This is a genomic window from Pseudomonas sp. GW460-12-10-14-TSB1 (assembly GCF_017349775.1).
GTDB lineage: Bacteria > Pseudomonadota > Gammaproteobacteria > Pseudomonadales > Pseudomonadaceae > Aquipseudomonas > Aquipseudomonas piscium.
On the sequence record NZ_JACNAC010000009.1, the window covers coordinates 90,196 to 112,468 of the forward strand.

Below are 22,273 nucleotides of genomic sequence, written 5' to 3' on the forward strand. Positions count from 1 at the left end.
CCACCATCGAGCACGCCGCGGAGGGCGGCAGAGGATTCTGCGCTGCGCGGTCTTGTACAGTTTTGGGCGGCGGGATTAATCGAAGATTAAGTAGGGGGCTAATGATTTTTGTGGGGCGGGCTGGGCTGCGGATAGCGGGAGAGTAGGAGATCGGGGGTAAAACTGATTATGAGGTTCAGGCCACGTTGCTTAGCGAGTCGCTACTTTGGGGCGTGAGCCACTAAAAACCCAGCTTTGGAGGAAAGAACGAGAGCGGAGGATGGGTTTTCTTCCATTCGGAAGAGAATTTTTCAGCCTCGGTAATTTGCAAAGCCGTCATCTTTGACTCTATTTCAGGTAAAACCAAATCTACGAACTTCAATACTCCACCGCCACCGTCCAGTTCTTTTAAAAGAGATATTAGAGCGTACCCCTTAACAAAGTCTGCTTTAAAGCCTAAAGCCTCAGGCTCTACTGCTAAGAAATATCCATAAGCGTAAACACCACTTTCATAACCGGTTTCAGCTGCGCGCACTAGCCAGTAACGAGCTTCAGCCAAATCATTTTTGGCTCTTAGTAGCCCAAAGTACTCCATCATTGCCTTAGGGCTACCGCCTTCGGCAGCTTGCTTTAATAAATTTTCGGTGGCTTGTGAGCGCGTCCAAGGAAAAACAAAAAAGCCTTTTCCTTCTTTATACCTATTGGCCAACAATTTTTGTCCAGGAGCATAACCAGTGGCAGCAGATTTTTTTAACCATTCCAGATCTGCCTTTGTGCTGTACATGACAGCCATTGCTTCACCGTCACCATTTTGCACTAGTGGTTCAACAGTTTGCCAAAGCAGTTTTAGCCAATCCTCGGGAGCCTTGGTTCCGCTTGGACAGTTTTTCATTACATTACACAAGTCCGACTGATAGGTGGCCAGGCGGAACATTGCGTAGTAGTCTCCTTGCTCGGCAGAGGCTACATACCATTGATGTGCCTCCGCTGTAATATATTGATTTTCCTTCCTTAACTCTTCCGCTAAATAATACTGAGACTCTCGATCACCTGCTTTGGCAGCGATTGTTAGTTCGGGTTTTGCGACTTTATATTGATTGTAGAGAGTCAGCCCTCGATCTTTGGCGATCTGCTGCTCGGCAGAAAGCTGTGCATGAGCTTGGTTGAGAACCATCCACAAGATAATGGCAATGCAGTAAGGGATTCTCATAAGAGTTACTGGCTTAGCCTGTCAGGGAAAAAAGATAGAGGTGGGTGGCTAGCCTTCCACTTTTTGGATGCTTCTATTGCTTCCTCTATTTGTTGTGGGGTCATTTTTTTTGCAATTAGAGGGAGTTTGTATTCAACGTTTTCTTGCATTCCATCGCCCCCGTCCAACTCCTTTAAAAGATAGATGAGGGCATAGCCTTTTATAGGCTCGAAAGGAAAGCCGTAAGTATCGGGTTCATGGGCAAGATCAGAGCCGTAACCATATACTGTCGGGGCATAACCAGTTAAAGCTGCTTTTTCATTCCACTGACGAAAGCCTTCTGTGTCACCCTTTTCAAACAATATGGCCGCATATTCCATCATCGCTTTTGGGTAACCACCCTCGGCGGATGCCTTAAACCACTTCTCAACTACTTCGGCACGGTTCCATGGCAAAAGAAAACCTTCACCCTGCTTGTACAGTATTCCCATCCAGTACTGAGCAATCGCATGACCGTTAGTGGCGGCTTTTTCAAGCCAAGTGTTGTCCAGTGTCAGTTCGTACATTACATACATCGCTTCTGCATCCTTTGCAGAAGCTCGAGGTTCGGCAAGTTCTTTAGCTTTATTTAGCCAATCAACTGGACTCTTCCGTTCAATAGGACAGTCTTTTGCAACTTTGCAGAGGTCATCCTTATCCCGGCCGAGTTGGATCATCGCGTATAAGTTGCCTTGAGATGCGGCCGCCTCATACCACGTTCTTGCCTCAGGATTCATAAAGTGGTTCTTTTTTCTGAGTGCCTCTGCCAAGAAGTATTGCGACTCATCGTCTCCTGCCTCGGCTGCAGCAGTCAAAAAAGGAGCAGCCGAAGTGGCTTTGAACTGATTGTATAGAATCAATCCTTGCTCTTTAGCGGTCTGCTGCTCCGGCGAAAGCCCCGCGTTCACTTGACTGGAGAGCAACAAGAAAATAACCGTCACTATGGAAGATATTTTCAAAAAGTGATCTCCGGTCCAAGTAGAAAGCGATGAGGTTGTTAGTGGTGAATGTCAATACCCAAGTTTGTCTGGAAAATACGAAATGGGCGGGTGAGAGGATTTCCATTTCATTGCAAACTCTTTTGCTTCTTCGATTTGGCTGGGCGTCATTTTTGCAGCAATTTCTGGAAGTACTTCTTCAAGGTAAGATTGAACGTTGCCGCCGCCACCATCCAAGTCAGATAGAAGAGAAGTTATCCCGTAGCCTTTTGCAACATCATATGGAAAATCAAATCTTGACGGCGCATGAGCCAAATATGCCCCATAGCTGCTTACACCGTCTTCCAGGCCTGCCTCGGCAGATTTTTTAATCCATTTCCGTACATCAGATAAGTCACCGCCGTTTTCATATAAAAAAACTGCGTACTCCATCATGGCTTTGGGGTAACCATTTTCGGCAGACTTTCTTAACCATTCACCTACAATGTTATCTCGCTTCCAAGGCAGAAAGAAGCCTTCACCTTGCCGAATGCCAATTGCCATCCAGTATTGAGCAATAGCATGATCATGCTCTGCGGATTTTTCCAACCAATCTTTATTTGATGTTACTTCATACATAATGAACATGGCTTCGGCATCGCCTTGCTCTGCTTTTGGTTTGGCCAGGTCTTGAGCGTGTTTTAACCATCCTGATGGGGTTCTTTTCCCATCAGGGCAGTTTTTTAACGTTGCACACAGATCTTTTTTACTGCGCCCTAGCCGAATCATGGAGTAAAAATCGCCTTGCTCTGCAGATTTTTCATACCATGATTGTGCTTCTTTGGTAATGAACTGATTAGCAAGGCGTAGCTCTTCCGCTAGATAGAACTGTGCTTCAGGATCTCCCGCCTCTGCGGCTAATCGAAGTTTATGTCCCGCAGATTTATATTGATTGAATAATGCAATTCCTTGCTCTTTAGTAGCCTGCTGCTCTGGTGAAAGCCCGGCATTTACCTGCCCACAGAGTATTAGGGAAAGAGCTGTAGCAATGAAGAGCGTCTTCATAGGGTATATTCAATTAAATACTAAAAACCTAATTTAGGAGGAAAGAAGGATAGTGGTGGGTGGGTGGCCTTCCACTCATGTGCAAGCTTTTCAGCAGTCTGTATTTGTTCTGGGGTAATTTTTTCTGCAACATTAGGTAGGATGTCTTCAACATCTCGGCGGACGCCACCCCCACCATCCAGTTCGAGCAAGAGGGAGAGCAACGCATATGACTTTACAAAATCTAATGAATAACCGTAATTAGAAGGTTCTCCAGCTAAATAGGAGGCATATCCGAATACACCTTCTACATACCCAGAGTTGGCAGCTTTTTCGTTCCACAGTCTGAAGCCTTCAAGATCTTTTTTTCCTATAAGAATAGCGGCTAATCCCATCATCCCTTTAGGATAGCCTCCTTGGGCCGAAGCTCTCATCCAATGCTCAGCTTTTTCTGATCTACTTGAAGGTGACAGGAAGAAACCTTCGCCTTCGAGATATTCCGTAGCCAGTAGATATTGTGCTAAAGCAAAGCCGCTTGTTGCCGATTTCTCAAGCCAAGATTTATCACCTGAGAGCTCATACATTAAGTACATAGACTCTGAGTTTCCTTCGTCGGCTCCTTTTCTTGCTAAATCTTTAGCCGCTTTCACCCACTCTGCTGGAGACTTACTTCCTTTAGAACAGTTTTTCATTGCTGTGCAAAGATCAGAGTCCGCCCTCCCAAGCCTAATCATTGAGTAAATATTTCCTTGGAATGCGGAGCTTTCGTAAGCTTTTTGAGCCTCGGCGTCTATATGGCGATTGTTTTTTCTTATCGCTTCCCCCAAGTAATATTGAGCTTCATCATCGCCACCCTCTGCAGCCAACTTTAAATATGGTATGGCTGATATTGCCTTGTACTGATTATAAAGCTCAATACCCTTTTTTTTTGCTTCCACTTGCTCCAAGGAAGGATTTGCCTTGACCTCAAAGCAGAGCAAAAGAAGGAAGAAGAAAGACCAGGTGCAAAGTTTGGTTGAATTCATTTTTCTATTTGGTTCCAATGTATTTGACGGTGGTTCTGGGCAGGTAGCTGTTTTCACCAAATGTAACTTTGCAAGAAGAGTCTAATCTTTCTCCCAATAGTGAGGAGTTTTTTGTATAACGAGAGCGAGCACGAACACCACGGGGCTCGCTAAAGCTCAAGACTGGATCACTCATGAATTGATTTAATTTGTGCCGATTTTCACAGTACTTATTTCCGATATCTATGGGCATGGCACCGAATTTGTTCATGCAGGCACAAGCAGATTCAAACTGCTTCTGAGCTTCTGTTAATGTTCCTTTCTGTTTGGCGTTGTCCACGATCCAAGACAATATTGTATCGATGGCTCTTTGTTGAACTAAGTGTGAATGTTGCTTTGTATAGGCCCGCGGTTGATCACTTGATGTCTCTTTTTTGTCTGATTTTTCACTTCCAATTGCTTCAATGGAAAAAGCTTTGGGCTCAGATATCAGCGTCATCAGAATCGGCCCCAATGCCGCAGGAGTGGCCTCAACAAACCACTTCTCGAGCTCTTCCTGATTCTGATATTCCATAATCGCATCAGCAATCGGCCCACCCTTACCACCACTGGTCATGGCGTCGTAAAGGCTCAGGATGACCTCCAGTCCCATCATGTAAACCAGCGCCACATCCAATCCAGCAGCTCCCAGCACGTTGAGCATGGAGGCTTGTTCGGCTGCGGCGGGGTCTATCCAGGAGATTTGCGCGCCTTGTGTCTTGTAGAGTTCGCGGCGATAGAGGTTGACGATTTCGACCACCGCTTCGTAACCCACTTCGAGCTTGAAGGCGCCGCTCGCGCCCGGTCCCAGTACCACGGCGGCTTTCAGATTGAGAATAAAGCGACCTTTATCCAGGGATATCTGGGCATCGCCTTTGAAGCCTACGCCAGCGGCGACACCGACCGAGCCGTTCAATTTGGCCAGGGTCAGCCATTGGCTGGCAGCGGTAGCCTCCTTACTGCTGTTTATGCCAGTGGCGGGCGGCGTACGCAGGGCCGCCAAGGCCTTGGGCGGCGCCCAGTTCAGGGCTCCAGTCAGCTCGATAGCAGCCTGGACACCGGCGAACAGGTTGAAGTTGGCCTTGACGCCATTTTCAATCTGCACCTTGGCCTTGCGCCCGGTCAGCACCTGATCGGAAGTCTTGGTGTCTACGCTGGTGAGTGCCTCGGACTTGTACTGCAGGTCTGGGGTAGGGCTATTGTCGTTCTTGGCCGCTTTGTCGGCTTTGATCTTTTCATGGGCTGCCCGCTCGGCCTTGGCTTCGGCGTCTTCACGCTGCACGGGCTTGATCGGGCTGAGGTTGGCGCCGTATTTGGCATTGCCGAATATCGGGTTTAACTCGATGCTACCGGCGAGCATCAGGGAGGCACCCGCGTAGCCCCAGGCTCTGGCTCCGAAGTGGAAAGAGAAACGACCAAAATTCATGGTCTGGGCTTGAGGATTGCCAACGATGAAATATTCGACGGTGAGGTCCCGAGCTTTCTCCCGCGCCGGCATGTCGACTTTCAGCAACTCTACTTCCCCGCGAGCCAGGTCATAGCTCAATGAGGCGCTTGCCGAGACCTGAAAACCCTCTGCAGCGGTATAGGACGGTCCTTCAAACTTCGTTTCACCATGCAGTTTTGCCTGTGGCGGGGTAAGACAGCGGACAAATTGCGCCTGAGGGCTTTTATCGAACAACCTCGCCGAACCCCGCACACTCTTTTTGAATACCACCTGTTTCAGGTGTTCGCCCCAGCTTTTGCGGGTGTCGGCGTCTTCAAGCTGGGTGACCTTGTAGCCTTCCTTTGTCAGGTATTTGTGAAAGGCCTCGATATCGAACCAGCCGTTACTGTCGAACCAGTTTCCGGCCTGATCGTCGATCTTGTGCGCCCCCTGGGATTCGAGCCATTGCGTAAAGACCTTTTGGGCACTGTCCTTGGCAGCGCCACCATCGCCATTTTTTGGAATGCCGTTTAGGAATTTCTTGGCTTTCTTGCCTGCATTTTTCAGCTCTTCCATAAGGATCTTCGGCGCGCCATCCAGGTCCAGGAGGCTGAACCAGCTCAGCGGATTACCTTTGGCGTCGACCCTGCTGACTTCCCGAAGAGGAAAGCCGGCCTTGACCAGGCGATCGACAGGTTGCGGTTGAAACTGCTCCGGTTCCCAGAGCAGGTGAAGACTTGGGGGGGTGGCCAGTTTTGCTTGAGCCTTTTTATGCAACCCCTCTTTTATGATCTGCAAGCGGTCCCATTCGGCCCGCTCTTTTTCCACCAGCCCGGCCGGTGCCTGAGCATTCTGACCGGTCGCTTCGATCCAGCGGCGGTACTTCTCACGCAGGCGATCATTGACCTTCGATTGTTTCTTCTCCGTCTCCAGGTACAACCGGAATTGCTGGATGCCGGTCGCCAACCCGTCATCGATCAAGGCGAACTCCGGTAATGCAATACCGTATTCCGCGACCTTCATGATGGCGTCGGTGTATTCGTAGTAAGCGAATTTACCGGCGTTTTCCTGTTTCCAGACGAAATAGGCGTGCAGGTCGCCTTGGCCTTCGGCTACACAGCATTGCAGGGCTTCGCGTTTCTGTTTGTCTTCTGCCAGCAGCTTCGCGATTTCTTCCGGAGAGTATTCGGTGGCGGCCTTGCTATCGAACTTCTTGAATACAGCCTTGCGTTTTTCCAGGTAGTTCTGCACTCGGGTGCGGGCTTCGATGGCCTTTTCGGAAAACAGCGTACCGCTCTCGTAGGTGTAACCCTCTTCCTTGGCAACGGCGATGGCCTTATCCCTGAGCACACACCACTCATTACGCAATGTGTAGAAGTTGTCGTACTCGGTCCTGATCTGGTTCCGAGCGTTTTCGTCGCTAATGTACTGGTCGATACGGGATTGCTGGGTGTCGGCCTTGGGCGCCTCCGGTTCGGTTTTTTCCCCGGCCTGGGCTTTCTCGCTTCTGGCGCGCAGGGCCATGGCAGGGTCCATGTCGATATTGGGTTCCTCCTTCTCGATTGCCTCCATGCGCTCACGCTCTGCATCCTCGAGAAAACCGCCCAGCTTTGGCTCGAGGAAGTAACTCAGCAGGCCACTTTCATCCAGCCCCTTGATTCGCTCCGCATTCGATTTGCTCGGAGATATCTGCTTCTCCAGGGTGTACATGGCCTCCTTCATCGATGCGCTGGCACGTTCGGGCAGCAGCCAGAATTGTTGTTCATCGGTCGCATAAATGGCATTGGCGTAGATTTTCGAGCAGGGTGGCGCGTGCTTTACGAAATTCGCGTCGCAGGTTTTTGAGAAGTCTTTCTCCGCACCGAGCTTGATGCAGGCGGAATCAGGCGCGGCCTTGGCCGGGGCAGGCTCAGCGGCGGAGGATGTTGTGGCGCTTGCGGTACTTTTGGCTGGCGCGCCAGCGGCCGGTGCCTGGGCGCTCTTGGGAACGCTGAGATTCCAGCCAGCCTTGATGTTGCCCGGGTTACTGATGAAGGGGTTGAGCTGTCGCAGTTGCGCAACAGTGGCGTTATAGCGAGAGGCAATCTGGCTAAGGGTTTCGCCAGGTTTGACCAGGTGATTGGTGATTTCCATGGTGCTTCCGTTCTGTTGTTGCGTCGAGTTCATCGGGGGACGGCCAATGCCTATTGCATCAGCCGTTCAACCTTGATGAACGAGTCGTCCTTGGATTGCAGGATTGCCATCATCGCTGGCCGGGTTTTGAACAGTGGCCCATTGACCACCGGGGCCAGCTTGAGCAAATGCCGGCCTTCATAAATCTGGTGTTCCAGCAGCACGTCGAGGTTCTCTGTGATGTCTGGCAGGCGTTCATCCTCGGGTTCGCCGAAGGCGGCGTATTGCTCGTCGACCCAGTACACCCAGCCCAGGCGTGCCTGGACCCTGGCAGTGTCGGCGGGGAGGTTGAAGGCTGGGCCGTCGGCGTTCCAGGGCTGCTGGGCGTCGGTGCTCCAGGCCAGCCAGTGGCCGTTCTGTGGGCCGAAATTGCGCGGGGCAGGGCTGTAGACGTTCTGCCAGGGGCCGAACAGCTGATTCGCGGTGTCGCCGGCGGTATAGACCAGGGCGGCCCACAGGCTGGCCTTGTGATAGCTCAGCAGGCTCTGGCCGCCGGAGCCGTCATTGGCCTTCAGCAGCCAGCGGGCGTGGGCCAGGGCCTGGGCGGGATCCTCGGCGCTGAGGGCGATGCCGGCGCCGTTCTCTGCGCACAGGCGCGCGGCTTCGGCGGCCAGGCGGCTGCCCCAGGGGGCGACCAGCCACAGCGGGCCTTCGCTGGCCAGTTCGGCCAAGTCGGTATTGCCGAACAGGGGCTGGGTGTTCATCGGCTCGCCGACACGATACAGAATCGACATGGCCTCGGGCTGGCGGCCGCGATCGATGATGAAGCACAGGCTCTGGCTGGAGCCCTCTCGGGGCAGTTGCTCGAAGGCATAACGCGGTGCGGCCAGCAGGGCGTTCATGGCGTTTACATGCATGTGCAATCCTTACGGCTGCAGGCGCCGTTGCTCTGTTTTCCGCACAGCGGGGTGATGCCCGACTCGTTCAGGCGGCTGGGCAGCGGGACCTTGCCGGCCTTGTCGTTATCGGCAAGTTTCAAGGGGCCCGGCAACAGCGGCGCCGCCGGCGTACCCACCCCCGGCGCGCCACCGGAGTTGACCTTCACATTCGCCCCGCTGATGGTCACACCACCGGCATCGAGCTTGACGAAGCTGCCGCCGGCCTTGGCGGTGAGTTCGGCGCCGGCTTCCAGGACCACGATGTTGCCGGTCTTGTAGTGGATTTCCTGACCGGCTTCGACGAATTGCGCGGTGCCGATGTTGGCGTGCTGGGTGACGGCCACGGTCAGGTGGTCGTTGGCGCGGATTTCGCTCTTGCGGTCGAGGTGGGTGATGCGGTGTTCTTCGGCCTTGAGTTCGGTGAGGCTGTTGGCTTCGACCGTGTCGTGGCGTTGGTTGCCGACGCGGATGCGCTGGTCGTGCTCGACGTTTTCGTCCCAGTCGCGCTGGGCGTGCAGGTAGATCTGCTCGGCGCCTTTCTTGTCTTCGATGCGCAGTTCGTTATAGCCCTTGCCGCCCGGCGAGCTGAGGGTCTTGAAGGTGCTGCGGGTCTTGTTCGCCGGCAGGTCGTAGGGGACGACGTTTTCCTTGTGGTACAGGCAGCCGGTGACCAGGGGCTGGTCGGGGTCGCCTTCGAGGAAGGTCACCAGCACTTCCATGCCGATCCGCGGGATGGCGATGCTGCCGTAGGCCTTGCCGGCCCAGCCGCTGGCGACGCGGACCCAGCAGGAGGTGTTGTCGTCGGCCAGGCCGTCGCGGTCCCAGTGGAACTGCACCTTGATCCGCCCGTACTGGTCGCAATGGATTTCTTCACCCTTGGGCCCGGTGACCACGGCGGTCTGGCTGCCCAGGGACTTGGGTTTCGGGTGTTCCAGCGGCGGGCGGTAGTGGGCGTCCCAGGGCGTGGCGAGGAAGCGGTTGCGGTAGCCCTGGTGGAAGTCGTCCTTGTTGCTGGTGACGTCGCTGGTGATGTTCTCGCCCAGCACCTGCGGCTGCTTGCCCTCGTGGATCACTTCCAGCAGCAGCCACAGGTCGTTCCATTCGCTGCGCGGATGTTCGGCCAGGGTCAGGAAGTGGCCGCTGACCAGGCTCGGCTCGTCGCCTTTGCCTTCGGCCAGCTGGTAGTCGCTGCGGTGGCGTTCCAGGGCGCGGGTTGCCAGTTGTTTGCCGCGGGCCTGCTGGGTGAACAGGCCGGGGTAGTCATAGTCTTCCAGGTCCGGCATGACCCCGGACTTGGCCGCGCCTTCGGGCAGCAGGCGCGGTTTCTCGAAGTCATAGTCGCGGCGGCTGACGCGGCTGGTGCGGGTCTCCAGGCGCAGGTTGAAGCGCTTGATCACCGGCTGTTCGGCGGCCATGCCCGAGTCCTGCTGGTAGTTCACCGTCGCCAGTTTGCGGAACACCGTCTGGTCGTCGCCGAACACCAGCTTGTGGCCGCCGGCACTGTGCTGGAAGTGGAAGTGGATGCCTTCTTCTTCGCACAGGCGCTGGATGAAGTGCAGGTCGGATTCGTCGTACTGGGTGCAGTAGACCCGCTCCGGATAGGTGGCGCCGAGCTGGAAACTGTAGGCGTCGGCCAGGATGCCGCGGGCCTCGAGGACCTGGGCGATGATCTTCGGCACGCTCAGGTGCTGGTAGATCTTCTGGTTGACGCTGTGGCGCAGGTAGTTGAGCTGTGGGGTCAAGCTGATGCTGTAGCGGGTCAGCTTGCGCCCGGAATCGCCCTGGGCGATGCGGTACACCAGGCCATGGATCAGGCCTTTGCCCGTGCTGCCAAAGGTCAGGCAGGCCGGCTTGTGCAGCAGCTCCTCGAGCTTGAGGTCGGGACGTGTGCTGACCAGTTCGATATCGAAGCAGAAGGGCTGATTGAGGGCTTCGCGGCCAACGAAACTGAGGACCTGAAGGTCGACCGAGGCGCCTTCGATCGTCAGGGAAATATGGGTAGCGTTAGCATCCAGCATGCCGTGAAATCCATCCATTGAATAAGCAGGGGGCGGATGGTGCAGGAATAAGCCAGTCGATTCAAGCGGGGTCGGCCGCCGCCATCCGCCCCCCTGGAACATTCAGAAATGTCCCTGCTGACTATCACTCAGGCCTGACAACCCATCCGGCTAACGCCCTACGGGCATCAGCGAAGTTGGCTGTAGGCGATATACCGATAGCCCCTCAGGGTTTCCCGTAGCAACCGGTCCAGGGACTGCCCCTCGGGCAGGTAATCGTCACCGAAATCGCCGTCGGCCAGCAGGGTCGGATGGACCACCACTTCCAGCGCACCGGCTGGCCGGAAGCCTTGCAGCAAGTCTCGAGGAGTACAGACGAACAGCACCGTAGCGCCGCTCAAACGGACGATGCGCCGGTTCAGGGCGTTCTTGAACAGGCGCTTGGCCAGGCCGATATTGCCCCCGACATTGCGCGCCAGGCGCACCGGCACCCCCTGTTGCGCGGCGAAGCGGGCGACGATCGGGGCGATCGGCCACAGGTTGTGCACGTGCTGATGGGAGTCGATATGGCTCGGGCGCAGACCCTGGTCGACGCAGCGCTGCCATTGCGCCTGGAGTTCCTCCCGGACCGCGGCCACTGTGCTGGCCGGCAGGTGCAGGACGGAGCGCGGCAGCCTGAGGTCGAACTCGCCGCTGCTGTTGCAGAACCGCCGCTGGCTGCGGATCGGCACGCTCAGCGGTTCGCCGTAGGTCAGGTTGAAATGCAGGCCGATGCGTCCTTGCAGACTGTTCTCGCGGGCCAGCCGGCAGGCGTCCTCGAAGGCCGGCATATTGGCCATCAGGGTCGCGGAGCTGATCACCCCACGCTCGAAGGCGCGCAGGGTCAGCTGGTTGTACTCGGGGTCGAGGCCGAAGTCGTCGGCATTGACGATCACCGCCGGCAGCTTCGCCGCGGTCTTTGTGCTGTTCAAACGGCTGTTCAAAGTAGCGCTCAAGGTCGGCTCTCTTTTGGTTGGCGGGCGGCACGGCGTTCGCGCCAGTTTTTGACATGGGGTTTGAGGGCTTGCCAGAGGCGATCGGCGAGGCCCAGGAGCAGGCCGCCGGGGCGGCGCGAATAGAAGCTCCAGCGCTGGTGCTCGACCTGGCCGCTCATGCGTTCGTGCAATTGATGGCTGGAGCGGCTGAGGCTGACCCGCGAGGCATCGACCCACTGCCAGCCTTCGTCGAGGCCCCAGCGAATCCACTCGTCGAGCAGCAGTCGGCCGCTGCCTAGGCTGGCGTAGTCCGGCAGGAAGGCGATGTTGTAGTCGTACAGCCGCCCGCGCTCCAACAGCCCCAGGCGATAACTGATGCAGCGGCCCTGGTGTTCGAGCAGCACCACGCGCACGCAGCCGTCGTCGGCCAGCCCGCGCAGGGCGCCGCGCATCCACTGCTGGCGGCGGGCGCCGGAGAAGATCCCCAGGCCGTCCGCGCCTTTCCAGCTGGCCTGTTCCACGGCGCCGATAAAATCCAGCAGTGCGTCGATGCCCTCGCCATCGGGGCTGACGCGGATCACCCGGGCATCGATCTCGGCGCAGCGTTTTTTCGCCCGGCGTAGCTCGTAGCGCAGGTTCTTGTCCTGGGCTTCCTGGCGATCGGTCTCGACAATCAGGTGTTCCGGCGCCCGACAACTGATCGCGCAGGCGCTGTACCAGCTGTGCTCGCGCCAGCTCGCCAGGGTGGGGCCGGCCGCCAGCAGTTCGCTCAACTGCAGCAGGGCATGGGGCAACTCGCGGCGGATTTCCTGTAGCGCCAAGGGCATGGCCGGCAGCGCGTCCTCGGCCACCAGCAGCGCCAGGCGGTCGCTGAGGGGGAAGCCCAGATGGCGCACTACCTGCAACGGCAAGCCAGCCTTGCGCTCGCGGCCATGCAGCAACGGCAGGCACAGCACCAGCCGCTCCCCGTGCCAGCCCAGCAGCACCCGCAGATGTTGCCCGGCGTCCAGTGCCTGTTCGGCGCCACGCAGCCAGGCCAGGCGATTGAAGGGCGTGGCCCGTTCGACCGCGTTGCGCAGTTGCTCGAAGGCGGCGACGGGAAAGTCTTCGTCCAGCAGGCTGGAACGCCAGGCGAAGCGGATCGTCACAGCGGCTCCTTGCGGGAATCGGCCGAGGTTTGCGCTCGCGTCGACAACTGTGGCTTACGCAGGTGCAGCAGGCGTGGCTGGTGATAGGGCACGCGCCGATGGAAATGCAGGCAACGCAACAGGCAATAGACGTGGATCGATTCGCCGACCTCGGTAAAGCCCATGCGCACGTGCAGCTTCAGCGCCGCCTCGTTGCGCACGTTGACCACCGCCCGGGTGGCCTTGAAGCCGCGTTCGCGGTAGTGCTCCCAGATCAGTTTCTGCGCCAGCACCACCACCCCGGTACCGCGGTAAGGCAGGGCGCACTCGCCGGCGAACTGATAGATGCAGCCCGGCGGGATGCGGATCCAGCAGCGGTACAGCTGATCGTCGTAGTAGTCGCGCTCGTTGATCCAGATCATCAGCATCACGTTGCCGTCGGCGTCGAGGTGGGCATTGCCGCGACAGCCCTTGTCCAGCAAACCGCGGATCGCCGGCAACTGCGCGGCGAAGTACTTGTCGAAGGCCGGCAGCAGCGCGCGCTCGATCGGCACCTGGGGCCAGCGCCGCGTGGTGACCGGGCAGGGCACCGGCAGCGCCAGGGAGCGTTCGACGCTGAGCAATTCCCAGTGGTAATAGAAGTAGCGCTCGCGCAGGACCCGCAGGCTGTCGCGCAGGCCCTTGCGACGGATTTTTTCCAGCAACGTGCTCAATCGGCTCATAAGGCTTTCCAGGTCAGGGCAAACAGGGTTTCGCCGGGCAGCTCGAAGTGCACCCGGCCATCGCGGCATTCAAGGGGCGCGTCGCGAGGCTGGTCGTCGGGGCCGAGCAGGCTCAGCTTGAGCTGCGACGCGTGGCACAGGCCGACGGGGCCATCGAGGCTCACCGCTTGCACCCGCGACGCCTTGTTCACCCCCAGCAGGCTGTGGCGGCCGGCCTCGCTCATGGCCAGGGCATCGACCTCGAAGGCCGAGTTGTCCAGGACCTGGACATTGGTCAGCCAGTGCCGGGCAATGAACTGCTGGGCCACGGCCACCGGCTTGAGGCTGAACTGGCTGGCGCTGCGTTGCGCGAGCATGCCCTTGGGGTAGTCCGGCTCGTCGGCGGCCTGGAACCAATTGAGCATGTCCAGCAGGCCGTCGGCGGAGGCGTTGATCACCACCGAGGCCCACCACAGACCGGCGTAATGGCTGTCCTGCTGATAGGGGCTGAGGTCGCGGCCGCTGGAGATATTGGTCTGGCTCAGCAGCAGGGCCTTGCGCGGCCGGCCCGCGGCATCCAGGCCCACCAGCTCGGCGGCGGCGCGCACGCTGTCGCGGTAGCGGCGGGTGGCGAGCAAGTCGCGGACCATCCATTCGTGCCAGGCCAGGGCGTCAATATCCTCACCGTGCTGCGCCAGCAGCTTGCGCGCCCAGTCGATGCCGCGGCGTTGCCCGGCGCCGACCCGGAACGGCCCGTCGAGCAGCCGCGAACTGGCCGGCATGGCGATCCGCACACCGGCCGCGCGAGCCTCGGGATTGGCCTTGGCCCGGGCCAGCATCTGCTCGAAGTACAGGGCGTAGCTGCTGTAGTCCGGGTAGTTGAGGTTGGGCTCGTCGGCGAAGGCCAGGTAGTGCAGGCCGTTGCCGGCCAGGTGCACGCTGTCGGCCAGCCAGGCGTCGAGGCCGGCGAAGCTCTGGGCATCCGCCGCGAGCACGGCGCGGCGCCCGGTGCCGGCCAGCAGGGTGATGTCGCGGTCGATCCCGAAGCGCTCGCGGTACAGCCGGCGAAAGCCGATTTCCCGTTCGGGCTCCTGCTCGATCACATCGACGAAGCTGTAGAAGTTGGCCGCGCGGGCGCCAATCGCCTGCAACAGATCGAAGGTGGACTGCGGCGGCTGGGCATAGGGCAGGGCGATGCCCAGGCGCGGCGTGGCCCCGAGTATCTGGGGTTTTAGCTGCAGGTGGGCCTTGCCCCGGGGCTGGTCCAGCGGGTGCAGTTGCTGGACCTCCTGGGCAAACAGATTGGCCGTGCCGTCCAGCCAGAACGCCACCTTGCCGGAGCCGCCCAGGGACAGGCGCCAGACTTCGTCCTGTTCGGCCGGCGGCAGCGCCATCTGGTCGAATTGCCCGTAGGCCGGATGTTCTTTCAGCTCCAGGCGGACCTTGGCGCCATCGCTCAGGCGGCTGGCCTGCAAGACGCTGACGCCGCCGTAATACTTGCCGGCCAGTATCGCCTGCTCACCGGCCGCGACCCGGAAGTACAGCTCGGCGCCGCTGTGCACTTCAGCGCTGAAATGCACCTTGGTCGGCTCGAACTGCGCCGCGGTGCTGCCGCGGTGGCTGACGGTGAACCCGCGAAAGCTGTAGCCGGGAATCTGCAGGCGATAGTCGCCCGTGGCCGCTGGCAGTTCGATGTCCTGTTCGCCATAGGCCTGGTCGGCGCGGATCTCCAGTTGCTTGAACAACTGGCCGTCGGGCTGCAGCAGGTACAGCTGCTCGCGATTGGCGTCGCTCTGCCAGGCTGGGCTCCAGCCGATCTTCAGCCGATCCGGTTGTGCGGCGCGCAGGTACAGGCTGCCGTCGCGGATGCTCGACCACTGCATGGATTCGGCCTGGGCGCCCGGGGCCAGGCTCAGCAGGGCCAGGAGCGTGTAGAGACCGGCTTTCAGCATGCCGCCTCCCGAGGGCGCAACAGCGCACGCAACTGCACAAGATCTTCGGGCAACAGGAGCAGGGTGCGGTACCAGGCCACGCCGCTCAGGCGGCAGTACATCACCAGCATCGCCAGGCTCACCGCCAGATAGGCCAGGGACGAGGCCAGGCCGGCGCCGACTATGCCCAGGGTCGGGATCAGCGCGGCGTTGAGCAGCAGGTTGAGCAGCGCGCCGCCCCCCAGCAGCCACGACAGCGCGCCGGGGCGCTGCTTGCCCAGCAGGTCCAGGCGCAGGATGCTCGCGTAGCACAGGCCGAACAGCCCTGGCAGCAACGCCAGCAGGGCCGGATAGGCCGGGCCGTAGGCCTCGCCGAACAGGCTGACGATCAGCCAGTGGCCGACCAGTGCCATGCCCAGGCAGGCGCCAAGCATCACAGTGGCGGTGATGCGCAGGGCCAGCGGGGTCAGGCGCTCGATGCCTTCGCCCTGTTGCAGCAGGCGCTTCATCAGCGGCGTGGTCACCGCCTCGGGAATGATCAGCAGCAGTTCCGCGGCGGCGCTGGCCATGGCGTACAGGCCCAGGGCGACCGGGTCGAGCAGGGCGCCGATAAACAGGTAGTCGCAGCGCAGCATCAATTGCTGGGAAAGCACGCCGGGGTGGCTCTGGGCGCTGTAGCGCAGCAGCTTGCCTTGCTCGCCCGGCTGCCAGCGCAGCCGCAACCGGTGATAACGCCCCAGCCAGTACCAGCCCGCCAGCACCACCAGCAAGGTGCCGCCGAGCCAGCCGGCCAGCGCCGCCGACAAGGCCTGGTCGCGCCACAGCCACCAGAGCAGGACAAACAGCAGCAAAGGCACCAGGGATTCCAGCAGGCGCAGGCCATTGAAGGCGCCGACCCGACCGTCAGCGTTGTGCAGGGTCAGCAGGCCGCTCTTGAGCACGGTCAGCGGCACCGCCAGCAGCAACAACCAGGCGAAGGGGCCGAGCTGGCTGGTGATCGACCAGTCCTGGCCCAGGTTGTTCATCAGCAGCAGGCCGATCAGGGTCAGGGTCCCGGCCAGCAGGCAACCGTAGATAAGGATCTGGGTCAGCAGCAGGCCCATCGGTCGCTGGCGCGCCGCTTCATAACCCACCGCGGTGTTCAGGCCGCCGCTGGTGAGGGCGGCGATCAGGTCGGGCAGGGCACTGAGCAGGGCGAACAGGCCGCGATCCGCCGGGCCCAGCAAGCGCGCCAGCAGTACATTGCGCAGCAGGCGAATGGCGATCATCGCCAGCCGCGTGCCCATGCTCAGCAGCAGGTGCCAGACATAGCCGTTGCGTTTCATGCCCGTGCCCCTTTCAATAGGCGCCAGGCCAGCAGCGACGGGCAGCGGGCGCTGGCCTGGCTGACGTCGATGCGCGGCAGGGCCAGGGGCTCGTTGCGTGAGGGTTCGATCAGCCCCGGGGCAGTGCCCAGGGCATAGCGATAACCGAGGTCGGCGACCGCCTGGCGCACCACGGGGTCATGGTCGCCATTGGGGTAGCAATAGATTGGTAGCGGCGAGGCGCAATGGTGCTGCACGCAAGCGTGGGAACGGGCCAGATCGTCCTTCAGGGCGGCGCTGTCGAGTTGGGTGAGGATGCCGTGGCTGGCGCCATGGGGCCCGAAGCGTACCAGCCCGGAACGTTCCAGGCGCTTGACCTGGCTCCAGTCCAGGCTGTGGGGCGCGGTGTCCCGCGGGCAACTGTCGGCCAGCAACTGCAGGCTGTCCGGGGCCAGGGTTTTCAGGCGTTGCAGCAACAGCCCCAGGTCACGGCTGCGGGCTTCGTCGCTGCCGGGTTGCCTGAGGCTGGCCGGCAGCACCAGGCCCAGCACCCGCAACTGCTCCTGCAGTTGCCGGCCGGCGATGCTCTCGGGTTGGCGCCACAGGGTCTCGCCTATGGCTTCCCACCAGAACGCCTTGCCGGTGCCGATAAAATCGGTGGACAGGAAGATGCTCGCCGGCACTTCATGACGTTCCAGCAGCGGATAGGCCTGCTCGGCGTTATCGCGCCAGCCGTCGTCGAAGGTCAGGGCCACCCGCGGGCGATCGCCGCCGGGGTACAGCAGCAGCTGCTCCAGCGGCACGCAGTCGAAATGCCGGCGCAACCAGCGCAGCAGGTGCTCGAAACTGTGGCGGCCGACACACAGCGGCCCGCGATGGGGCAGGTTCGCCGCGCCTTCGTCCGCCAGCACCCGGTGCAGCATCAGCACCACGCCGGCCTCGCTCAGGCGCGTGCGCCCGAAGCTATTGAGATAGGCGGTGCCGGCCAGGCGCTTGAAGTGTTGTTTGAGTCTCATGTCATCGGTTCTGCTGCGGGTTCCACAGGCTGTAGCGCTGCCCGCGGAGAAATTGCCAGAGGCCCATGCTCATGCCGGCCAGGGTCACCAGGACGAAACCGGCCAGGCGAAAGGGTTTGGGCAAGCGCCCGCGCGGGTCGAGCAGGCCGAGCAGGCCGGCGCCATAACCGCACAGCTGGGCGATCAGAAACAGGCTGTAGAAGGCCCCGGCGTTCCACAGCCACAGGTTGCTGAGCAGCAGCGGGATCAGCAGCACCGGCGCCAGGCGGCGGATCAGTTTGTGGCTGATCAGCGCTATCGCGTAGAAGCCGTGGCGCCAGGGGTTCATCAGGCCACGGCGCTGGGCCAGGCTCTGCAGGCCGCCGACCGTGACCCGCAGGCGTCGGCGGTATTGCTTGCCGACTTCGTCCACGCCCTGGTCCAGCACCTGGGCCTCCTCGACGTAGACTATGCGTTTGCCGGCCACCGGCGCGCAGGTGCTGATAAAGAAGTCGTCGTTGACCTCGGCCGGGACCTGCTCGAACAGTTCGCGACGCAGGGCCAGCAGCGCGCCGTCGGCCGAGACCATGCAGCCGGTGCGGTTTTCCGCCTCGCGCAGCCAGGCTTCGTAGTGCCGGTACAGGCTGTCGCCCAGGCTCAGGGCGTGGCCGGGGTTGGGGATGATCATATGCCCGCCGCAGGCCCCGACATCCGGGTCAGCGAAGGGCGCGAGCAGCTTGCCGAGGGTGTCGCCGGACCATTGGTTGTCGGCGTCGGTGAACACCAGGATCTCGTTGCGCGCCAGTTCCACCGCGGCGTTCAGCGCTCCGGCCTTGCCTACTCGCGGCAGGTCGAGCACCAGTATCCGCTGGTCGTGGATCGCCAGTGCGGTGGCTACGGTGGCGTCGGTCGAGCCGTCGCTGGCGAGGATGATCTGCAGGTCGGTGGCCGGGTAGTCCTGGGCCAGCAGGGTGCGCAGCTTGTGCTCGATGTGTTGGTTTTCGTTGTGTGCGGCGATGATCACGCTGACCGACAAGGGCGGCCCCGGTTCGACCCAGGGTTTGCGGATGAACAGGCTGATCAGTGCCAGGATCAGCGGGTAACCGATCCAGGCGTAGACCGGCAACAGCAGGCATAACCAGAAGAGTGTCTTAGCCACGATCGGGCCTCACGGCAGTACGGTTGAAAAGGCCCTGCAGCAGGGCGCCGGCGCCCAGGTGCAGGCGCAGCCAGTGCAGCAGCCAGAGTTGCAGGAAAAACAGCGGGTCGCGGTGCCGGTAGCTCTGGCGCAGGGCCAGGCCCAGGGGCGCCAGGGCGCTGCCGAGCAGGGCCAGCAGGGCCGCCGTCCACTGCCCGCCGAGCAGGCAGAGCAAGGCCAGCAGGCTGAGCAGGGCGGTGGCCAGGCACAGCAGGGGAAAGCGCAACAGCCGCGGGCTTAGCCCGCCACTGCGCAGCAACTGCACATGGCTGCTCTGGCGCCAGAACTCCTTGCCGCTCCATTCGCGCCAGCTGCCCTCGAAACCCCAGTGCTGCACCACGGGCGTGGCCAGGCTCAACTGGCGGGCGCCGGCGCGGTTCAGGCGCAGGCCGAAATCCTTGTCTTCGCCGGTGCGCAGCGCCTCGTCGAAACCGCCGATGCGGTTGAACCAGACCCGGGCCATGCACAGGTTGGGGGTGGGCAGCCATTGCAACAGGCGTTCCTGCTGGTTGCCGGACAGGCTGCGGCGCTGCCAGGCGCGGGCGAACCAGGGCGCGCTGCGCGGGGCATCGCAGTCCAGGGCGAAGACATCGGCGCGCTGGCTGGCTTCGGCGGATTTCCACAGCAGCAGCCAGTTCAGCGGCACCTCGATGTCGGCATCGAGGAAGGCCAGCCAGTCGCCGGTTGCGCTGGCCGCGCCACGATTGCGCAGGGCGCCGATGGACAGCCCGGGGTAATGCAGCACCCGCGCGCCCTGGTCCATGGCCAGTTGCGGGCCGTTGTCGCGCGAGCCGTTGTCGACCACGATCAGCTCGCATTCCAGCCCCGCCACGGCGGCGGCGCTGCTGACGCTGTCCAGGGTGCGCAGGATATGCCGCGCCTCGTTGAACATCGGCACTATCACGCTGATCCGTTTCATGACCTGGCTTCCTTGTAGGGGTGGCTCTGCGGCGCTTCGGCCTGGCGGCGCAGCACGCTGGACAGGGCCAGGAAGATCCACAGGTATTTGTGGTTCGGCGCGCTGAGAAACAGCAGGAACACCGCCAGGGCCAGCAGGCTCAGGCCCAGGTGGGTGGCGATGTCGGCCTGGTCCTGCTGGCCCTTGTGCAGCCATGCGATCCGCGCCCGCTCGAAGTTGCGCAGGCCCATCAGCAGCAGGGCGACGAAGCTCAGGCCGCCGGGAATCCCCAGTTCGCTGAACAGCTCCAGGTAAGTGTTGTGGGCGCGCCGGTAGAGGTCCGGCTCGTTCATGTTTTCCGAGAAGCCGCTGGCAAAGCCGGTCTGCGCGTAATGGATCGGGAAGGTGCCCAGGCCCGAACCGAGCAAGGGGTTCTCGCGGATCATCTGCCCGCCGACCACCAGGTATGAGGTGCGTCGGCCCAGGGAAGTGTCGGCGGAGTGGGAGCCGGACTTGAGCAGGCTCAGGGACTGGATCCGCGCCACGTAGTCCGCCGGCAGCGCGGCGATGCCCAGAGGCACGACAATCGCCACGGCGAACATGACGAACCCCAGGTGCTTGGGCCGCAGCCGTTGCAGCCGATGGCGGTAGTGCCAGGCGCCGATGGCGATGGTGAACAGCACAACGAGCAGCCCGGAGCGCGAGTCGGTCTTGGTCATGCCGGCCATCAGGGTCAGGGTCACCCCGGCCCAGAACAGCCGCAGCGGCCAGTGCCGCTCGCGCAGGGCCAGGAGGATCGCCGGCGGCACCGCCATGGCGATCAGCAGGGCGAAGTAGTTGGCGTCCTGCAACAGGCCGATGGCCCGGCCGCCGACCTGGTACTTGGCCGAGAACAGGGCGATCACGCAGGTGGCGGCCACGCTCAGCGCCAGCAGGCGGCAGAGCATCAGCAGGTTGACCTCGCGGCCGATCAGCAGGGTCACGAAAAACAGCACCAGGCCCACCGCCAGTTCCCGCAGGCTGCCCAGGGACACCCCGAGGTTCTCGCTGTACATCAGGCTCAGCAGCAGGCACAGCAGGAACGGCAGCAGCGCCCGCCACAGGTTGCTGCGCAGGCGTGTCTCGCCGATCTGGCGCATCAGCAGCTTGAACAGCAGGATCAGGATCAGCGAGGCCCCCAGCAGCTTGGCCGCGGAAAAAGAGCTGTCCTTGAACAGGCCTTCGAACGGTACCAGCGCGCAGATGCCCAGCAGGCCCCAGCCGGTACGGCGGTACAGCAGCGCCAGGCCGAACAAGCCGACCACCACCAGCGGCGCCAGGTAGGGCCAGGGGCTGGCGAGCAGCAGCAGGCAGGCCAGCCCCAGCAGGACGCCCAGGGAAAGGGAGGCGATCATCGGTTCCAGGCCTCGTGGGCCGCGCGATACAGGGCCTGCCAGCGCAGGGCCAGGCGCGGCAGGTGATAGTCGCGGCGTTGCCGCTGGCGCGCCGCCAGGCTCAGGCGTTCGCCCAGGTCGGGGTCGTCCAGCAGCTCGGCGATATGCCCGGCCAGTTCGGCGCTGTCCAGCGGCTGGGCGAGCAGGCCGTTGACGCTGTGTTCGATCACATCGGGAATGCCGCCGACGGCGAAGGCGGCGATCGGCGTGCCGGCCTGCATGGCTTCGAGCAGGATCATCGGTGTGCCTTCGGTGCGCGAACTGAGCACCAGCACGCTGAGGCGATGCATCCATTTGCTCATGTTGTTCTGGTAGCCCGGCATCAGGATCTGCAACTCCAGGCCGGCTTCCTGGATGCGCTGGCGCAGCATCTCGCTCAGGGGCCCGTCGCCGAGCAGCACTACCTTAAGCGCCGGGCGTTGCTGGCACAGCGGGATCAGCGCGTCGAGAAACAGGTCCGGGCCTTTTTCCTGGCTCAGGCGGCCGACGAAGCCCACTAGCGGCGCATTGGGGTCGCGCAGGTTCTGGTCGGGGATGCACTGCTCGGGCAAACCATTGGGGATCACCTGCAGTTTCTCCGCCTCGACCCCGGCCTGGCGATGCAAGCGGGCGATGCTCTGCGCCACGCAGGCCACCCGCCGCACCGTGCGACGGCGGCACAGGCGCAGGCTGAGCCAGGTGTAGAACTTCTGCTTGGCGCTGCGCGGGGTGAACCCGTGCTGGGTCCATACCAGCGGCAGGCCCAGGCGCCAGGCGCAGAGCAGGGCAAACAGCTGGGCCTTGAAATTGTGCGCATTGAGCAGCACCGGTTGCGGGCTCAGATGCCTGAGCATGGCCCGCAGCCCGCTGCAACTGTGGCACTCGACGCCGCCCGCGCGAAAACGTTCGAGCAGGGCCGGCGGCGCGTCGATAAACAGCACCCGATGCTGCCCGGGCATGCCCCGGCAGTGATCGAGCAGCATGCGTTCGGCGCCATAGAAACCGCCGCTGTGGATCACATGGACAATCGGCAGGTCGGCCATGAGCAT

General features: G+C 61.1%; 17 protein-coding genes. All 17 read right to left on the minus strand.

Annotated features, from left to right (window positions below; genetic code table 11):
- Positions 1–220: 220 nt before the first annotated feature.
- The 17 genes from J4D52_RS08645 to J4D52_RS08725 all read right to left on the minus strand — a co-directional run bounded on the left by J4D52_RS08645 (position 221) and on the right by J4D52_RS08725 (position 22,267).
- The gene (locus tag J4D52_RS08645; protein WP_081251634.1) at positions 221–1,189 is read right to left on the minus strand and encodes a tetratricopeptide repeat protein; all 969 of its coding nucleotides are present in this window, start codon (positions 1,187–1,189) and stop codon (positions 221–223) included.
- 5 nt (positions 1,190–1,194) lie between these two features.
- A complete protein-coding gene (locus J4D52_RS08650) occupies positions 1,195–2,166 on the minus strand; it encodes a tetratricopeptide repeat protein (protein WP_063430608.1) in 972 nt (323 codons plus the stop codon).
- A gap of 51 nt (positions 2,167–2,217) precedes the next feature.
- The gene (locus tag J4D52_RS08655) at positions 2,218–3,189 is read right to left on the minus strand and encodes a tetratricopeptide repeat protein (protein ID WP_164485763.1); all 972 of its coding nucleotides are present in this window, start codon (positions 3,187–3,189) and stop codon (positions 2,218–2,220) included.
- A gap of 20 nt (positions 3,190–3,209) precedes the next feature.
- Entirely contained in the window at positions 3,210–4,193 is a 984-nt protein-coding gene (locus J4D52_RS08660; RefSeq protein ID WP_219736217.1) for a tetratricopeptide repeat protein, read from the minus strand.
- Positions 4,194–4,197: 4 nt separating this feature from the next.
- A complete protein-coding gene (locus J4D52_RS08665) occupies positions 4,198–7,770 on the minus strand; it encodes a LysM domain-containing protein (protein ID WP_025809008.1) in 3,573 nt (1,190 codons plus the stop codon).
- Positions 7,771–7,820: 50 nt separating this feature from the next.
- Entirely contained in the window at positions 7,821–8,666 is an 846-nt protein-coding gene (locus J4D52_RS08670) for a DUF4123 domain-containing protein (RefSeq protein WP_102677576.1), read from the minus strand.
- Positions 8,657–10,705 carry a type VI secretion system tip protein VgrG gene (locus J4D52_RS08675; protein ID WP_102677577.1) on the minus strand — a complete coding sequence of 683 codons (2,049 nt, stop codon included), beginning with the start codon at positions 10,703–10,705 and terminating at the stop codon, positions 8,657–8,659. The genes J4D52_RS08670 and J4D52_RS08675 overlap by 10 nt, the downstream gene beginning before the upstream one ends.
- A 167-nt stretch (positions 10,706–10,872) precedes the next feature.
- Complete coding sequence (locus J4D52_RS08680; RefSeq protein ID WP_063430931.1) at positions 10,873–11,655, minus strand: ChbG/HpnK family deacetylase; 783 nt, start codon at positions 11,653–11,655, stop codon at positions 10,873–10,875.
- A gap of 20 nt (positions 11,656–11,675) precedes the next feature.
- Positions 11,676–12,806, minus strand: coding sequence for a GNAT family N-acetyltransferase (locus J4D52_RS08685; RefSeq protein WP_063430612.1), 1,131 nt, complete (start codon positions 12,804–12,806; stop codon positions 11,676–11,678).
- The gene (locus J4D52_RS08690; RefSeq protein WP_063430614.1) at positions 12,803–13,507 is read right to left on the minus strand and encodes a GNAT family N-acetyltransferase; all 705 of its coding nucleotides are present in this window, start codon (positions 13,505–13,507) and stop codon (positions 12,803–12,805) included. Before J4D52_RS08690 ends, J4D52_RS08685 begins: the two co-directional genes overlap by 4 nt.
- Positions 13,504–15,438 (minus strand): hypothetical protein, encoded by a 1,935-nt coding sequence (locus tag J4D52_RS08695; RefSeq protein WP_102677578.1) that lies wholly within the window; start codon positions 15,436–15,438, stop codon positions 13,504–13,506. The genes J4D52_RS08690 and J4D52_RS08695 overlap by 4 nt, the downstream gene beginning before the upstream one ends.
- Complete coding sequence (locus J4D52_RS08700; protein ID WP_102677579.1) at positions 15,432–16,742, minus strand: lipopolysaccharide biosynthesis protein; 1,311 nt, start codon at positions 16,740–16,742, stop codon at positions 15,432–15,434. Before J4D52_RS08700 ends, J4D52_RS08695 begins: the two co-directional genes overlap by 7 nt.
- Entirely contained in the window at positions 16,739–17,737 is a 999-nt protein-coding gene (locus J4D52_RS08705; RefSeq protein WP_102677580.1) for a polysaccharide deacetylase family protein, read from the minus strand. The genes J4D52_RS08700 and J4D52_RS08705 overlap by 4 nt, the downstream gene beginning before the upstream one ends.
- Position 17,738: 1 nt before the next feature.
- Positions 17,739–18,875: a glycosyltransferase family 2 protein gene (locus J4D52_RS08710; protein WP_102677581.1), complete on the minus strand. Its 1,137-nt coding sequence runs from the start codon at positions 18,873–18,875 to the stop codon at positions 17,739–17,741.
- A complete protein-coding gene (locus J4D52_RS08715; RefSeq protein ID WP_102677582.1) occupies positions 18,868–19,833 on the minus strand; it encodes a glycosyltransferase family 2 protein in 966 nt (321 codons plus the stop codon). The genes J4D52_RS08710 and J4D52_RS08715 overlap by 8 nt, the downstream gene beginning before the upstream one ends.
- Positions 19,830–21,206, minus strand: a complete 1,377-nt coding sequence (locus J4D52_RS08720) for an O-antigen ligase (RefSeq protein WP_102677583.1) — start codon at positions 21,204–21,206, stop codon at positions 19,830–19,832. Before J4D52_RS08720 ends, J4D52_RS08715 begins: the two co-directional genes overlap by 4 nt.
- Positions 21,203–22,267, minus strand: a complete 1,065-nt coding sequence (locus J4D52_RS08725) for a glycosyltransferase family 4 protein (protein ID WP_164486591.1) — start codon at positions 22,265–22,267, stop codon at positions 21,203–21,205. The genes J4D52_RS08720 and J4D52_RS08725 overlap by 4 nt, the downstream gene beginning before the upstream one ends.
- Between the last annotated feature and the right edge of the window lie 6 nt (positions 22,268–22,273).

Coding starts and splice junctions, on each gene's coding strand:
- J4D52_RS08645 (WP_081251634.1), bottom strand. CDS start 1,189: ATGAGAATCCCTTACTGCATTGCCATTATCTTGTGGATGGTTCTCAAC.
- J4D52_RS08655 (WP_164485763.1), bottom strand. CDS start 3,189: ATGAAGACGCTCTTCATTGCTACAGCTCTTTCCCTAATACTCTGTGGG.
- J4D52_RS08660 (WP_219736217.1), bottom strand. CDS start 4,193: ATGAATTCAACCAAACTTTGCACCTGGTCTTTCTTCTTCCTTCTTTTG.
- J4D52_RS08665 (WP_025809008.1), bottom strand. CDS start 7,770: ATGGAAATCACCAATCACCTGGTCAAACCTGGCGAAACCCTTAGCCAG.
- J4D52_RS08670 (WP_102677576.1), bottom strand. CDS start 8,666: ATGCATGTAAACGCCATGAACGCCCTGCTGGCCGCACCGCGTTATGCC.
- J4D52_RS08675 (WP_102677577.1), bottom strand. CDS start 10,705: ATGCTGGATGCTAACGCTACCCATATTTCCCTGACGATCGAAGGCGCC.
- J4D52_RS08690 (WP_063430614.1), bottom strand. CDS start 13,507: ATGAGCCGATTGAGCACGTTGCTGGAAAAAATCCGTCGCAAGGGCCTG.
- J4D52_RS08695 (WP_102677578.1), bottom strand. CDS start 15,438: ATGCTGAAAGCCGGTCTCTACACGCTCCTGGCCCTGCTGAGCCTGGCC.
- J4D52_RS08700 (WP_102677579.1), bottom strand. CDS start 16,742: ATGAAACGCAACGGCTATGTCTGGCACCTGCTGCTGAGCATGGGCACG.
- J4D52_RS08705 (WP_102677580.1), bottom strand. CDS start 17,737: ATGAGACTCAAACAACACTTCAAGCGCCTGGCCGGCACCGCCTATCTC.
- J4D52_RS08715 (WP_102677582.1), bottom strand. CDS start 19,833: ATGAAACGGATCAGCGTGATAGTGCCGATGTTCAACGAGGCGCGGCAT.
- J4D52_RS08720 (WP_102677583.1), bottom strand. CDS start 21,206: ATGATCGCCTCCCTTTCCCTGGGCGTCCTGCTGGGGCTGGCCTGCCTG.
- J4D52_RS08725 (WP_164486591.1), bottom strand. CDS start 22,267: ATGGCCGACCTGCCGATTGTCCATGTGATCCACAGCGGCGGTTTCTAT.